General features: G+C 38.2%; 11 protein-coding genes. 8 read left to right on the top strand and 3 right to left on the bottom strand.

All coding sequences use genetic code 11. The annotated features are described in order from the left end of the window. Positions 1–43 precede the first annotated feature (43 nt). Positions 44–1,228: a Na+/H+ antiporter NhaA gene (gene nhaA / locus BMY50_RS00055; protein WP_093316263.1), complete on the top strand. Its 1,185-nt coding sequence runs from the start codon at positions 44–46 to the stop codon at positions 1,226–1,228. 595 nt (positions 1,229–1,823) lie between these two features. Further along, positions 1,824–3,188, top strand: a complete 1,365-nt coding sequence (locus BMY50_RS00050) for an ammonium transporter (RefSeq protein ID WP_093316261.1) — start codon at positions 1,824–1,826, stop codon at positions 3,186–3,188. A gap of 795 nt (positions 3,189–3,983) precedes the next feature. On the opposite strand, the gene BMY50_RS00045 is transcribed toward BMY50_RS00050, so the two are convergent. Beyond that, complete coding sequence (locus tag BMY50_RS00045; RefSeq protein ID WP_093316258.1) at positions 3,984–5,030, bottom strand: porin; 1,047 nt, start codon at positions 5,028–5,030, stop codon at positions 3,984–3,986. Positions 5,031–5,212: 182 nt separating this feature from the next. Then, entirely contained in the window at positions 5,213–6,529 is a 1,317-nt protein-coding gene (locus tag BMY50_RS00040; protein ID WP_093316256.1) for an ammonium transporter, read from the bottom strand. Positions 6,530–7,128: 599 nt separating this feature from the next. Here BMY50_RS00040 and BMY50_RS00035 point away from each other — a divergent pair. The 4 genes from BMY50_RS00035 (at position 7,129) to aroC (ending at position 11,526) form a co-directional block, all read left to right on the top strand. Beyond that, positions 7,129–7,956 carry a prephenate dehydratase gene (locus BMY50_RS00035; RefSeq protein ID WP_093316254.1) on the top strand — a complete coding sequence of 276 codons (828 nt, stop codon included), beginning with the start codon at positions 7,129–7,131 and terminating at the stop codon, positions 7,954–7,956. A 41-nt stretch (positions 7,957–7,997) separates the two neighbouring features. Further along, the gene (locus tag BMY50_RS00030; protein ID WP_093316251.1) at positions 7,998–9,104 is read left to right on the top strand and encodes a chorismate mutase; all 1,107 of its coding nucleotides are present in this window, start codon (positions 7,998–8,000) and stop codon (positions 9,102–9,104) included. Beyond that, the gene (aroA, locus tag BMY50_RS00025; RefSeq protein ID WP_093316249.1) at positions 9,104–10,360 is read left to right on the top strand and encodes a 3-phosphoshikimate 1-carboxyvinyltransferase; all 1,257 of its coding nucleotides are present in this window, start codon (positions 9,104–9,106) and stop codon (positions 10,358–10,360) included. The genes BMY50_RS00030 and aroA overlap by 1 nt, the downstream gene beginning before the upstream one ends. A 65-nt stretch (positions 10,361–10,425) precedes the next feature. Continuing rightward, positions 10,426–11,526, top strand: coding sequence for a chorismate synthase (aroC, locus tag BMY50_RS00020; RefSeq protein ID WP_093316247.1), 1,101 nt, complete (start codon positions 10,426–10,428; stop codon positions 11,524–11,526). A 94-nt stretch (positions 11,527–11,620) separates the two neighbouring features. Here aroC and BMY50_RS00015 read toward each other — a convergent pair whose 3' ends face one another. Next, the gene (locus BMY50_RS00015; protein WP_093316245.1) at positions 11,621–14,038 is read right to left on the bottom strand and encodes an alpha-ketoacid dehydrogenase subunit alpha/beta; all 2,418 of its coding nucleotides are present in this window, start codon (positions 14,036–14,038) and stop codon (positions 11,621–11,623) included. A 571-nt stretch (positions 14,039–14,609) separates the two neighbouring features. On the opposite strand from BMY50_RS00015, the gene BMY50_RS00010 reads away from it, so the two are divergent. Beyond that, complete coding sequence (locus BMY50_RS00010) at positions 14,610–14,990, top strand: DUF1573 domain-containing protein (RefSeq protein WP_093316238.1); 381 nt, start codon at positions 14,610–14,612, stop codon at positions 14,988–14,990. A gap of 108 nt (positions 14,991–15,098) precedes the next feature. Then, the gene (locus BMY50_RS00005) at positions 15,099–16,301 is read left to right on the top strand and encodes a pyridoxal phosphate-dependent aminotransferase (RefSeq protein ID WP_093316231.1); all 1,203 of its coding nucleotides are present in this window, start codon (positions 15,099–15,101) and stop codon (positions 16,299–16,301) included. Positions 16,302–16,588 lie beyond the last annotated feature (287 nt).

The following is a 16,588-nucleotide window of genomic DNA, read 5'->3' as shown; positions in this document are numbered from 1 at the left end:
TTTCCTGAGCAAAAGCTTGCTTTTGAACTAAATAATTTGATCAATGAGAAAGATTATCAACTTAAAGCCCTTTAAGGAATTTTTACAATCGGAAACATCAGGAGGTATTATTTTACTATGTTGCGTGGTGTTCTCGCTGTTAATCGCTAATTCTCCTTTATCAGCATCTTTTGAAGATTTACTTACAACAACTATTGGATTTGATACGCCTTATCTGCACCTCGATTATACGGTGTCTGCATGGATAAACGATGGATTAATGGCCATATTTTTTTTGATGGTCGGATTAGAAATAAAGCGCGAATTGGTTGAAGGGGAACTTTCCTCCCCAAAAAAAGCGGCGCTTCCCATACTTGCCGCATTAGGTGGAGTACTCACACCTGCATTTATTTATTTTATATTCAATAACGGACGTATTACAGCAACTGGCTGGGGAATTCCAATGGCAACGGATATCGCCTTTGCCATTGGAATCATTAGTCTTTTGGGTAAACGTGTTCCTCTGTCATTACGCATTTTTTTGGCGGCCCTTGCCATAGTAGATGACTTAATGGCTATTTTAGTAATTGCTGTATTTTATACTTCTGAAATACATTTTGCAAACCTTGCCTACGCAGGAGCTATCTGGCTTGTTCTTATTCTATTTAATAAATTGGGTGTAAAAAAACTTGTATTCTACTTAATACCCGGCGTATTCATTTGGTATTTTATACATCACTCAGGCATTCACGCGACAATAGCCGGCGTACTTACAGCATTTACTTTACCTACAACACCCGACGCTAAAGAATCACCTTTAGAAAAACTAGAACATTATCTATTTAGACCGGTAAACTTTCTTATCATGCCTTTATTTGCACTTTCAAATACGAACATTCGTTTTGAGAAAGGTATGATGAGCGGATTGGCAACTCCGCTTGGCTTCGGTATCATTTTCGGACTTTTTATAGGGAAACCCCTCGGTATAACAATTTTCTCATGGCTCTCAACAAAAGCTGGCATTGCAAAATTACCTGCCGGCACTAAGTGGAATCATATTTTTGGTGCTGGTATACTAGGTGGGATAGGTTTTACTATGTCAATTTTCGTTGCTATTTTATCTTTTGTGGAAAATCACAGTCTTCTTGCTGAGGCCAAATTTGCCATATTGTGCGCTTCTTTGCTAGCCGGTATTTGTGGTACAGCTTATTTAAGCTTTGTCAGCGCAAAAAAGAAAGTAGCTCAATAGAAAAAACAACCCCAGGCATCTATCTACACCTGTAACTGATCTGCCTTTCTTCTTTGAATTTTGTAAAGGAAATTAATTTAAAAGAATGACCTAGAACATCTTCAACACCAATATCGTAAAAAAATCCTTAAAAACCCCTTAAAACATCACCTAAAGACTATCAAAACAACAACATCATCTTATTAATATAATAAAAAAACAATAAAAATCACAAAATAACACACACTAAACTAAAATAATATATAAAATAAAAAACAAACATCAACAATAATTCTGTTGACAAACCTGCATCATGTGTAAATTTTGATTTTTTTATTTAAAAAAATCATAAATATTTTGAAAAAACGAATTTCTATTCTACATTTGATAAAAATTGTTCGATTTATATCAAATAAAAACAAAAATACTCTAAATATATTATAAAAATAAAAAAAATACTATAACCAAACCTGCATTTTAAAGCAGAACTTATAGTCATAACCTATATACATGCATTTTAAGCAAATTAGATTGACAGATTCCTTGCAGAAATGAGATTTCACTATATATAACCAAAATGTAACAAACCTAAAAGCTGAATTATTTTAAAAAAATTATGGAAACAAACACTATCAAAAAAACAACACCATTTATGGTATTGCTATTTGCAGCGATTGCCGCAATCTTTATTCAACCTGCTACCCCATTTAACGGTGAAGGCATTTACAATGGCGCAGACATTGCATGGGTACTCACCTCCGCCGCACTGGTATTTTTAATGACGCCAGGTTTAGCTTTTTTCTATGGCGGGATGGTACACCGTAAAAACGTACTTTCAACGATGATGAAGAGTGTAGTTGCTGCTGGCATTGTGAGCGTCTTATGGGTAATCGTTGGTTTCAGCCTTTGCTTTGGCGATTCAATTGGTGGCTTAATTGGCAACCCAAAGACCTTCTTATTTTTCAATAATGTTATAGCCGGAGAACCATGGCCGGGGGGGCCGACAATCCCTTTATCTTTATTCGCATTGTTCCAGCTTATGTTTGCCATTATTACCCCAGGACTAGTAGTTGGAGCCGTGGCGGAAAGAATTCGTTTTACTTCCTATATTTTATTTATTGTATTATTCTGTTTATTTGTGTATGCACCACTCGCTCATTGGAGCTGGCATCCAGAAGGATTCTTAGCCAAAATGGGCGTACTTGATTTTGCCGGTGGTACAGTTGTACACATCTCTGCTGGTTGCGCAGCACTTGCTGGAGCACTTGTTTTAAAGAGAAGAAGATCGCACTTAGATCATGAGGAAATCCCTCCAGCAAACATTCCTTACGTATTAATCGGCACAGGACTATTGTGGTTCGGATGGTTCGGATTTAACGCCGGTTCCGCATTGTCGGCAAGCGACTTAGCAGTTTCTGCTTTTGGCACCACCAATACAGCCGCTGGAGCCGCAGGCCTTTCATGGATGTTTTTTGATGTGATTAAAGGTAAAAAACCCTCTGTTCTTGGGTTCTGTATTGGAGCTGTTGTGGGCCTCGTAGCCATCACACCGGCAGCCGGATTCGTAGGTATCCCACAAAGTATCTTCATCGGCGTAATTGCAGCCATTATATCTAATTTAGTTGTTCAATGGAAATCTAAAACAGTATTAGACGACACATTAGATGTATTCCCTTGCCATGGAGTTGGTGGCATGGTAGGCATGGTGTTAACTGGCGTTTTTGCCAGCAAAAAAGTAAATCCTATAGGAAACGATGGACTGTTCTATGGAAACCCTGAATTCTTTTTTACGCAGCTGAAGGCAATGGTAATCGTAGTTCTTTTTAGTTTTGCTGTCTCATTTATCATTTTCAAATTAGTTAACCTCATACAGCCATTAAGAGTGAGCTCTGAAGAGGAAGAGTTAGGCTTAGACATGAGTCAGCACAACGAAAACTACAATACACCAAGTCCGCTTACGACCCACCAACAGACCTTCTAACATTTAAATTATTTAATCGATAAAAAAGGCGTGCATTGTAGAATGCGCGCTTTTTTTCTTTCTTCGCCGCTCCCATAGAATAAGACCTTGTTAAACCAACGACCTACCGACTAAAATCAGTTGGTTCATCACTCGTATTACTACCTGGATGACCAGAACATCTTCCTTAAAAGCATGATAGAAGATTTGTTTTCAATTATATTCCCTGATGACTGATACCACCTAAATAAAAACGAATTGAACATATATAAAGCTTTATTAGCAGCTTAAGTTTAAGACACAAACCCACACGTTTCCTTTACGTAAACAGCACCACAGCATTCCTTATAAACAATTGGTTAATCTCAACGACACACTTAATTCAACAAAGCGGCAGCAATTGAGCCACATGCATTGACTTATGATTATCCATTTTCGTCTTGCAGATAAACATTTATATTTAACAGCTTACATGCACATCGCATACAGACCATCAGCCGTTAAATCAATAAATCAATTAGGAAAATGAAGAAATTTAAACAACCATAAATAACGGATTACTCAACAAAAAGGAGCTGTATCAATAATCAAAATCATAATTCGTAAACAAAATTTAATTTCGAACAGCCTCTTGAAATAGTAAAACAGCAACAAAAAACGGCAATTCTCAAATTGAGAATTGCCGTTTTTTGTTAGGATGATTAGGATGAATACCGCCATAAAATATTATTTGGCGACTTTGGGGTTAGACTGAATTATGATACAATCCCCTCTCCTTCTTCATAAAATCTAAATCTATCTAGGTCATATCCTGACTTAGAAGGCATAAACTGCCGCTATTAAAAATTGAGCAGCATTTTTAGTGGGCCCTCCCGAAGAGTTCATAAACACTTTTTCAGAGTTATTATCTAATCGAAATTCCGGTATTACTGTCAGTGGACCTGCTTTCACATTTGCAGACAGCGTTAAACCCAATACAGAAGCCCCCTCTACATTCACCTCTTCCTCCATAAAATCTTTTGTTTTGTAATATTCTCCTCTCAACCCCAAGGAAAATGCATCAGAAAAAGCGTATTGAGGATATAAAGCTGCACCGAAATAGCCACCGGTATCATCTCCCGAATTAGTGCGATCGGCAGCGTTCAAACCTAGCTTAAACGCTTCGGATATTTGATAAGAAGTGGTTAAATCTATTATAGTTCCTGAAGGATAACCTGTTAAAAAATTAATATAAGCATCCCATCCTTCAACCGGCGACAGCGACAATTGAGCACCAAAATCTGAAACACCATTAAAATCCTGATAAACATTCCAGTCGTTAAACAATCCGACCATTAACCCTACTTTATCTGAAAATTTATAATTCGCTTTTATCCCTGCATTTTGGAAAGGGCCGTTAGAAAAAAGATATGATGTTGAATAATTAAAATTGCCGGTCGGGGAAATAATCTCGTAACCCACAAATGTTCCCATATAACCTGCTGTCATCGAAAACTTATCGGTAAATTCATAAGAAACATATAAATTTTGAATATTAAAAGTGTTATTATCCGGGCCATTGGGTATTGAACCGCTTATAGAAGCCGCATTCTGACCACGCGGACCAAAGGAAAGATCCCCTACAAAGGACGCCTTCCCAACCTTTTTACCGAGCACCAAATTGATCATTCCTAAAGAAACTGAATTTTGCTCACTACCAAAATAGGTTGGGATGTTAGACATACCGTCCTCATCTCTGTATTTTGAAAAATCATACTTAAAATAAGTATCTACTGATCCCGAAATACTTAACGGCTCACTCTCTTGCGCAACAGCATAGGAAGTAGCTAAAGAAAGAGCTAACATGGTCATGCATTTTTTCATAATTTAATTACTTTTTTATTAATGTTTGTGATAATTAGGTATTTTTTTTGTCATTATACTCCAGACATCTGCCTTTAAGAAATTTTTTATCATTAAAAAAACAGGAATGGCTATACAAATTATTATTAGGCTTGATTAGATAGCACCCTGTCCAAAAAATACTAGGACCGGGTGCTCAAGAATTAATCTTCTACCAGGATCGTGTAACCACGTATACCGTGCTCATGACTATCTAAACCCTCCACCTCATGCTCTTTAGACACCCTTAACCCCATTGTCAATTTTAGTACATAAAAAATAATAAAGGCACCTATCGCAGCAGCGGCCCCACATGCCAACACACCGTAAAGCTGTGACATAAATGATTTTCCTTCACCAAAAATACCCGTTGCCAGTGTTCCCCATATACCGCAAACCAAATGAACGGATACCGCACCGACTGGATCATCCAATTTTAGTTTATCTAAGGTCAATACAGACACCACTACGAGAACACCCGCAACAAGACCAATTATGAGCGCTTCCAATGGTGTAATAACATCGGCCCCAGCAGTAATCCCAACCAAGCCCGCTAAAATTCCATTGAGCACCATACCAAAGTCCATTCTCTTCATAAATATTTTCCCACCTAAATGTCCACCAATAGCGCCACCGCATGCTCCTAGGGTAGTAGTAACCAACACCAATGATACCGCCCCTGGATTTGCTGAAAGAACAGACCCTCCGTTAAAGCCAAACCAACCGAGCCAAAGCAAGAAGACACCTATTGTAGCTAAAGGCACGGAAGATCCCGGAAAATCTTTCACTTTACCATTTTCATATTTACCTATTCTTGGGCCCACTAACCAAATTCCAATCAGTGCTCCCCATCCTCCAACTGAATGCACCAACGTAGAACCAGCAAAATCGTAGAAACCTAATTTATCCAAGAATCCGCCACCCCACTTCCAACTTCCTATGATTGGATAAACAACGCTTACAAAGATCAGCGTGAAAGTCAGGTAAGCTCCTAACTTTGTTCTTTCAGCCACAGCACCCGACACGATCGTTGCGCAGGTAGCAGCAAACATTCCTTGAAATAAAAAATCTGTCCAAAAAGTATAACCACCATCCGCATAACCAGCACTCACATCCGCACTTGCAGGAGCTAACCAAATAACATCCCAAGACTCTTTACTAAAGCCTAAGACTCCCCCAAAATCTCCCGGATACATAAGGGAAAACCCTATTAGACCGTAAGTAACAAGGCCTATTACCGGTGTAAGCGTGTTTTTAAACAGGATATTAACGGTATTTTTAGCTTGTGTAAATCCCGCTTCAACACTGGCAAATCCCAGATGCATAATAAAGACTAATGCCGCCGAAAGCATCATCCAAATGTTATTAGCAGTCAGAAGAGCTTCTGCTCCTGAAGTAACTGCTTCACTAGCATCTTGCAACACCACAATAGAAGGCAAAGCAGTTGGCAAAAAAGTAAGAATGTCGCAAATTTTTTCCATTTAATTTGAATTTAGGCGTTAAAAAAGTGTTTTAAATTGATTTTTTAATAATAATAATACAAATAAAGTACATATATTTCATATTAACAACTTTTAAATAAAAAAAATAATAAAATTTACGCTATTTATTTAAAAAACATACAAAATAAATACATCATTAAAGAAAATAATAAAATAAAAACGTGAAAAATATAGAAATAACAAAAACAAAATCTTTTAAAACACACAATATTCACTCAATAACTTATTTTTTAAGATAATTAACCGAAAAAATCAGCAATACGACAACAAAAAAAAGTCAATCACATCTGTTTAACGATAAACATATTGTAAAAACACACTTTCATTACCCAAGAATAATTACCCTCTATACTAAATAGTGCCAAGAATTTTCTTTACATTTTTTTTATTTTTTTTCTTGTTTCATAATAATTCTTGCATATATTTGCCATATCAAAAAGAAATAATGAAATACACAGCAGCATATTGGTTCTTTGGTTACTTTTACTTTAGCAGTAAGGGCCGGGATTAACATGCATATATAAGAATGTATAGAAAAGTCCCGGTGAGCAACCGGGACTTTTTTTTTGAACAATAAAATGAGCAAAATAAAAGTAGCGATCCAAGGAACACGTGCCTCTTTTCATGAAGAGGCTGCCTTCAAATATTTCGGTCAAGAAATCGAAACAGTAGAATGTGAGACTTTTAAACACACATGTGAGGCTTTGAAAAAAAATGAGGCAGATTATGTGGTTATGGCAATAGAAAATTCAATAGCGGGGAGTTTATTACCGAATTACACATTATTACATGACTATCATTTCCCGATTGTTGGAGAAGTATATTTAAGTATCCAACTGCATCTCCTTGCCCTACCGGGTATAAAACTCGACCAGATCAGAAGTGTAGAATCGCATCCCATAGCCCTTAGACAGTGTGCAGATTACCTAGAAGAGCATCCGCTTTTTAAAGTCACAGAAGGAATGGACACCGCATCATGTGCAAAGAAAATAGCTGACAACAAACTAACTGATACAGCTGCCGTTGCCAATCAACTAGCAGCAAAGCTTTACGGTTTAGATATTATAGAAAGAAGGATAGAAACAAATAAAAAAAATTATACTCGTTTTTTGATCTTATCTAAAGAGAAAACGGAGAATCCTAAAGCTAATAAAGCAACTCTCTTGTTTCAAACCGACAATAGTATTGGCTCATTAGCCCGCGTACTTACATTTTTTTCCGAGGAACAGATCAACATGAGTAAAATTCAATCTATGCCTGTGGTGGGAAAAAGAAACGAGTACGATTTTTATGTCGACATTGAATGGAAAAAGCAAAATAATTACGACGCGGCTATCAGAAAAACACTAAAACATACTATAAATTTCAATATTCTTGGAGAATACATTAAAAACGACAAGATATAAACTCAAAATAGCAACTAAATAGAAAAATTAATAATAATACAATGAAACTAAATTTAGACATCGTGCCATTAAGCTCATGGTTAGCTACCGGCAAAGAACCATTTGTAATTGCCGGCCCATGCAGCGCCGAAACCGAGGAACAGTTAGTGGCAACAGCCCATTTATTGGCTGCTACAGGAAAGGTTTCTATCTTGAGAGCAGGTATATGGAAGCCCCGTACGCGTCCCGGCGAATTTGAAGGCATCGGAAGCATTGGTTTAGAATGGTTAAAACGTGCCAAAGAGGAAACAGGCTTACCTACAGCCACAGAAGTGGCGACAGCGAAACACGTAGAAGAAGCCTTGGCTGCAGGTGTTGATGTTCTTTGGGTAGGCGCCCGTTCCACAGCTAATCCATTTACGGTACAAGAAATTGCTGATGCTCTTAAAGGAGTGGATGTGCCTGTGTTTGTTAAAAATCCGGTAAACCCAGATCTGTCATTATGGATAGGTGCCCTAGAGCGTATAAATCGTGCGGGTATTAAAAAATTAGGCGCTATACATCGAGGCTTCTCATCTTATGAAAAAACGGCATTCCGTAATGAACCGATGTGGGATTTAGCTATTCAGCTAAAAACAGTAGCCCCTGAGCTTCCAATTATCAACGATCCCAGTCATATCTGCGGTACGCGCGAGTTAATTCCTTACGTAGCTCAAAAAGCGGTAGATTTAGACATGCAGGGTTTCATAATTGAGTCACACATTGATCCGTCGGTAGCTTGGACTGATGCAAAACAACAGGTTACACCTGCGGCGTTAACCGATATTATCAATAATCTTTCGTTAAGAAAAGCAGAATCTAACGACCCTGTCTTTGAAGATAAATTAGCAGTATTACGTAAAGAAATTGATGCGCTTGATGATCAAATTATCAAAAAAGTGGCCGACCGCATGAAAATTGTCGAAAAAATTGGAGAATACAAGCGAGATAACAAAGTAACTATTTTGCAAGTTAGTAGATGGGAAGAAATAATTGAGAAACGAAGCAAGTTTGCCAAGGCGCTAAACCTTGAAGAAGATTTTACTGTAAAATTACTTGAATTAATTCACGGTGAATCAATTCGTAAACAAAATCAGATCATGAACGCCAAACCTGCTATGGAGGCCTAATGAATACAAGGACTTTAAAATTATCATACCAAGGTGGCAAAATAAACGACACCGTTGAATTGACTGGTTCTAAGAGCGAAAGTAATCGTGCGCTTATTTTAAGCGCACTTAGCAAAGGCATTATCCAAATAAAAAATTTATCGAATGCGGATGATACTGTTACTTTGTGTGATGTCCTGAAATCGATTCAAGAAAGCAAGGCTAATTTAACAGTTGATATCGGTCCTGCCGGCACCGCCATGAGGTTTTTAACAGCTTATTTATCATTTGTTCCAGGAAATTTTCTACTTACGGGCTCTGAACGTATGAAACAACGCCCGATAGGAATTTTGGTAAATGCTTTAAGAAGCATTGGTGCTTCGATAAAATACACAGAAAACGATGGTTACCCTCCACTTAACATAGACGGGGGCGCTCAACAAACACATGATCAATTAGATATCAGAGGAGATGTTAGTAGCCAATACCTATCTGCACTTCTTCTTATAGCACCTTTTTTACCACTTGGTTTAACCTTAAATATTACGGGCGACTTAACATCGAAGCCTTATGTCACCATGACGCTTCAAATGCTTGCAGAGGCAGGTATTCAGCATACATGGGATGGAAATAGCATCAGTATTTCGCACCAAGAGGTTAAAAAAACGGAATTGCATGTTGAGCCCGACTGGAGCGCTGCTTCTTATTGGTACGCTATTATTGCCTTATCTCCTATTGGAAGTTCTTTATTTTTACCTGGCTTAAAAACGAATAGCTTGCAAGGAGATAGTGCAATCGTAGACATTTTGGCCAATTTCGGCGTGGTTTCCACGTTTGAAAACAATGGCGTAAAGATTGAGAAATCTAATAACCAAGGTAAACAACAAACGCTTTTTAACTTTAAAGAATGTCCAGATTTAGCACAAACCGTCATAGCATGTTGCGCTGTTTTAGGATACAATGCTACTTTTACTGGATTAGAGACATTAAAGATTAAAGAAACAGACCGTATTAGGGCCTTACAGAATGAATTAGCTAAATTTAACGTTACTTTAATGGAAGAGAATGAAAGTTATCATTTAAACACTGATAACAAAACGACTCCTGATAGTATACGAATAAAAACGTACGAAGATCATCGAATGGCGATGGCTTTTGCGCCCTTAGCTATTCATTTCAATGAACTTGTTATAGAAGATCCTGAGGTTGTAGGCAAGTCGTATCCGGCGTTTTGGACACATTTGGAGCAAATAGGTTTTACTATATCTAATCAATAAGAGAAAGGGATTTGTGTTTAGAGCGAACTAAACAATGAACATCTTTAATAAAACAACAAATTAACATGGCAGGTAATTCTTTTGGACAAGTATTTCGTATAACTACCTTCGGTGAATCGCATGGCGAAGCCATTGGCGTAATAATCGACGGTTGTCCGCCCAATATCGAAATTGATCTTGAATATATACAATCTGAGTTGGATAAACGTAAGCCTGGTCAGTCTAAAATAACCACTCAACGAAAGGAAAGCGATACGGTTAAAATACTTTCTGGAGTTTTTGAAGGAAAAACTACGGGTACACCCCTCGCTATGTTGATTCCTAATGAAGACCAACGCTCCAAAGATTATTCACATATTCAAGATAAATACCGCCCGTCGCACGCCGACTATACGTATCAGACAAAGTATGGCATCAGAGATTATAGAGGTGGTGGTCGATCTTCCGCTCGTGAAACAGCAACGCGAGTTGCTGCTGGCGCAATAGCAAAAGCTTACTTAAGCAAACACGGTATTGAAATTTTCGCGCATGTTTCATCCGTCGGTACAATAGAAGCACCAAATTTAGGAGATCTCTCTATAAAAGAATTAGTCACCATAAGGGAACAGAATATTGTGAGATGTGCAGACCCTGCAACGGCTAACCAGATGATTACTTTTATTGACGCTGTTAGAAAAGATGGCGATACAGTAGGAGGTATCATCAGCACGGTAGTGAAAGGCGTACCCGCCGGCTTAGGGGAGCCCGTGTTTGACAGACTACATGCTGATTTGGGAAAGGCGATGTTGAGTATAAATGCAGTTCATGGTTTTGAGTATGGTTCTGGTTTTTCGGGAGCAAGTATGAGAGGATCTGAACACAACGATATTTTTGTAAATCCTGATCGGAACATAAAAGCAATAAAAACGCTGACTAATTTTTCGGGCGGCATTCAAGGTGGTATATCGAACGGGATGGACATAAATTTCCGTGTTGCATTTAAGCCTGTTGCTACTATTATGAAAGCGCAAAACACCGTAGACACTTCAGGCGAAGAAACTCAAATAGTAGGAAAAGGAAGGCATGACCCCTGTGTCGTACCGAGAGCTGTAGCAATAGTGGAAGCAATGGCTGCACTTGTTATTGTTGACCATTTTCTTCGAAATTTAAGCGTTAGCGGCAGTTGATCGAGGCTTTTGAATATTTATTCACCCCTAATTAATGCTGATTATAGCGTTATTAGGGGTTTTTCAATCAGTCGGATAGTCGGGATCTATTCCTTTAAAATAATATGGGAAACTTCTCTGGATTCGATTCGTGCATTATCTGATAAGCCATCTCAATAATATCATCAATGGATGGTTTTGTAAAATAGTCACCATCAGATCCATAAGGAGGTCTATGTGCCTTAGCCGACAAGGTACGTGGCTGGCTATCAAGACTGAAATATCCTTTCTGCTCTTCTAAAACTTGCTGAAGTATAAAGGCCGATGCCCCCCCAGGTACATCTTCGTCAACCACTAGCAACTTATTTGTCTTAACTAATGATTTTGCACACAAATGTTCTTTATCAAAGGGTTGTAATGTTTGCGGGTCGATAATTTCAATTGAAATGCCTAATTCTTGAAGCTGAACAGCAGCTTCTTGCACCAACCGTAAGGTAGAGCCATAAGACACAACGGTAATATCGGATCCTTCTCTAATAATCTCAGCTACGCCTAATGGTATCGTAAATTCGCCTACATTAGAAGGCATTCGTTCTTTTAGACGGTAACCGTTTAGACATTCTATGATTAAGGCAGGTTCATCGGAACGTAATAACGTGTTATACATGCCGGCAGCCTGCGTCATATTACGCGGAACACAAATATGCATACCACGCAGCGATCCTAAAATCATCGCCATGGGTGAACCGGAATGCCAAATGCCTTCTAAACGATGCCCCCTAGTCCGTACAATTAACGGCGCTTTCTGTCCTCCCATTGTACGGTAACTTAAGCAAGCTAAATCGTCACTTAATACCGTGAGACCATAAAGCAGGTAGTCGAGGTATTGTATTTCAGCTATTGGTTTTAATCCCCGGAGGGCCATCCCTAACCCTTGTCCAATAATAGCTGATTCTCGTATACCTGTATCAAAAATACGATGTTCTCCAAACCTTGCCTGTAGTCCTGCAAAGCCTTGATTAACATCCCCTATTGCGCCTACATCTTCTCCGAAAGCAAGTAAGCGTGGTTCTCTATGGAAATTAGCTGCAAAACATTCATTTAAAACCTCTCTCCCATCAACAAGTTTTGTATTCTTTTCATATTGTGCGGGAACCACTGCTATATTTTGTGGCGATTCAGCAGTGTTGGTGAATAACTTAGAATTATAGCGTTCATAATTAATATCTTGTTGTGCCCTATACCACTTCAGTAATTGATCTTTTTGCTCGCTTTGGTGGTGGCGAAGGCTCCTTATTGCTTTTCTGACAATGCCGTAGATCTGTTTAAGACTTGCTTCGTGAACGGCTTTGAGCTCGACAGCTAAATGTTTGACGATTTGGTCATTAATCGCATTAAGTAAATCAATAGCTTCTGTTTTTTCATTCTTAAAAGCAGCTGTATAATCTTTCCAAGCTCTTTGTTGTTCTTCTTTAACTACTTTTTTAGCATATTCTTCTATTTTCTCCAATTCCTCTTCATTGGCAACAGCCGACTCCAGCATCCATTTGCGCATCTGAACAACGCAATCATATTCTGCCTCCCAATCTAATCTTTCTTTAGATTTATATCGCTCATGGGAGCCGGAAGTTGAATGACCTTGTGGTTGCGTCATCTCGGTTACATGAATGAATACGGGTGTATGCTCTTCCCTGCAAATTCTTATCGCCCTTTCATAAGTTTCACATAAGCCCGGATAGTCCCACCCTTTTACTTTAAAGATTTCATACCCTTCACCTTTCTCATCTCGCTGAAAACCTTTGAGTACTTCTGAAATATCTTCTTTAGTTGTTTGGTATTTAGCTGGTACGGATATTCCATAGCCATCATCCCATACTGAAATTGCCAATGGTATCTGCAATACTCCAGCTGCGTTAAAGGCTTCAAAAAAAACACCTTCTGAAGTTGATGCATTACCTATGGTACCAAAGGCAACCTCGTTACCACCATTAGAAAAATGTGTTAGGTAACCTAGTTCTTTATTGCGTCGGTATATTTTAGAGGCTTGTGCGAGCCCCAACAATCTAGGGATCTGACCTCCAGTGGTAGAAATATCGGCCGAAGAGTTCTTTAATGTTGTTTGATCAACCCAAGTCCCATCCTGGTTCAACTCCCTAGTAGCAAAGTGCCCATTCATCATCCTTCCACCAGAAGCTGGCTCTGCTTCAATATTTGGATTTGCATACATCTGCGAAAAAAACTCATAAATATTGGATATGCCCGTTGCAAATGCAAAAGTTTGATCTCTATAGTACCCTGATCGCCAATCGCCTTCCCTGAAAACCTTTGCCATAGCGACCTGAGCCACCTCTTTTCCATCGCCAAAAATTCCGAATTTCGCTTTTCCTGTTAACACTTCCCTTCGCCCCAGCAGACTTGCTTCTCGGCTTTCACGAACAATACGATAGTCGTTTAAGACCATCTTTTTGAAATCATCAAAACTTAACTTTGAAGTATCTATTGGATTGGTATATTTTAAGTTGGTATCAGACATACGACGAATTGTGCTAAAAACTCAAAAGTAATAAAAATTATATAAAATTCTGCATTCATATATCCCACCGCAAGGCTATTTCAAAATAGCACTTAAATGACAAACAAAATTTCTCCTTTAACGGCTTATACAGTCTTAGTTTTCTATAAAATAAGCTTCTATCAATGATTTTTCGTCAAAAAAAGAATCACCTTTATCTGAAAGTGTAAAAATTTACTGGAATAATTGCAAGAGAATTAAATTAGTTTTATATATTTCTATTAACATAATACCTTCATTCTTAATAGTTAAAAATTATTATGTCTTTCTCCCTTTATGATAGCAACAAATTAATTACTCGGTTATTGGCATTAAAATTGACATTTATAATAACTTTGTTGTAAATTTATATCAGATGAAGTATCGTGCATAATCAAATTGGATAAAACGATAGCGTTTGTAGAAGGGAAATCATTGCGAAATCATGTGCCGAAGTGAGCCAACCTTCAATTTACAAAACTTCATTGACAAATAACAGAGAGCGTAACATTAGAAACGCTGTTAATACAAACGTTAAAGCATAATTAATCAAATGAAAAAACTATTAACTATTTTAGCTGTTGTGGTTGCTTTTGCAACTTTTACTGCGCTTAAAGCAGATGGTAACGCCGAATTTAAATTTGAAAAAGAAACGTATGATTTTGGTAAAATACCACAAGGTAAACCAGTAACTTATGAATTCAATTTCACCAATGTTGGTACGGAGCCTTTAATCATCACTAAGGTGGAGTCTTCTTGCGGCTGTACTGTTCCTAAATATACGAATGCACCTGTTAAACCAGGAGAAGCAGGATCAATCAGCGTGACTTTCAACGCTGCACAAGCCGCTCCTTTTAGCAAGTCTATCACTATTCGTTCAAATGCGAAAACTCCATTAAAGTCGCTATATATTAAGGGAGAAGTTGTAAAATAAAATTAAATACTTCTTAAATGCATTATGGCTGCTTATTTATTTGGTAAGCAGCCTTTTTTATGCCGTTACTTTTAGTAAGTTTGTATTCAAATTGCCAACAATTACATTATGCCAACAATATCAACAAAGGGTAGGCAGATGCCTGCCTCACCTATTAGAAAACTAGCTCCATTTGCCGACTCAGCTAAAAAAAATGGCAAAAAGGTTCTTCATCTTAATATAGGACAACCGGATATCGAAACCCCTGAGGTAATGCTAAACGCTATAAAGAATATTGACTTTAAGGTGTGGGCATATACGCCATCGCAGGGTAATGCTAGCTATCGTGAGAAACTGACCTCATATTATAATAATTTAAATTACAACCTTAGTCCAGATAATATACTGATAACAACTGGTGGATCTGAGGCCATTACCATTGCAATGCAAACCTGCCTTAATCCAGGTGATGAAATCATCATTCCAGAGCCTTTTTACGCAAATTATAATGGATTTGCATGTATGGCAGATATTCAGGTAAAACCTATATTATCTTCCATTGAAAATGGATTCGCCTTGCCTGCGATAAGTGAATTTGAAAAGGTGATAGGCCCTAGAACAAAAGCTATAGCTATTTGCAGTCCAAATAACCCTACTGGATACCTATATTCTCGCAAGGAGATAGAAGATTTAAAGGAGCTTTGTCTCCAGCATGACCTTTTCTTATTTTCGGATGAGGCGTATAGGGACTTTTGTTATGATGGCAATGAATTCATTTCTCCAATGCATTTAGATGGATTGGAAGAGCATGCAATAGTTTTTGATACTGTTTCTAAGAGATATAGTGCTTGTGGTGCTCGTTTAGGATGTTTAATAACTAAGAATAAGGAAATTTTAGAAGCAGGATTAAAATTTGCTCAAGCACGACTCAGCCCGCCTGCCGTAGCACAAATTGCAGCTGAAGCAGCTGTTGACACGCCAAAAAGCTATTTTGACAATGTGATAGCTGAATATACAAAACGACGCAACATCCTGGTTGAAGGATTAAATAAGATCCCAGGGGTCTATTGTCCTACGCCTGGCGGCGCCTTTTATGTAGTTGCCAAACTTCCAATAGATAATGCAGATAAGTTCTGCCAATGGATGCTGGAAGAATTTTCATATAAAAACAATACGGTGATGATGGCTCCTGCGACAGGCTTTTACGGTACAGTAGGGCAGGGAGAACAAGAGGTGCGCATGGCATATGTGCTACATCAAGAGGATTTAGAACAAGCCTTGGAATGTATCGAAAAGGGGCTGGAAATATATCCGGGAAGAACGGAAGCTTAGACTTCATCTCTGTATTTTGACATACTCAAACCCTCCTGTCGGGTTCTCATCCCACTTAAATAAAAAAAAGACTCCTGAAAGAGTCTTTTTTGTGGAGCCGGAGGGATTACCTTCGCTTCGCTCGGTGATCCCTATTGTGGGGAGTCAAATCAAAAGAAGCCATTCGCGACGCTCATTTATTTTGTTGTTTCCGGATCAAGTGGAATTCTTGGGGGGAAATTTAAATAATTCTTAGTTTAGCGTTATTAAAGAATATATACCTTGCAAGACGCCGAACGTAAACTTTT

The organism is Olivibacter domesticus (genome assembly GCF_900109575.1).
GTDB lineage: Bacteria > Bacteroidota > Bacteroidia > Sphingobacteriales > Sphingobacteriaceae > Olivibacter > Olivibacter domesticus.
Note: the sequence above shows the minus strand (reverse complement) of the source record. Positions and strands in the feature narration are given on the sequence as shown.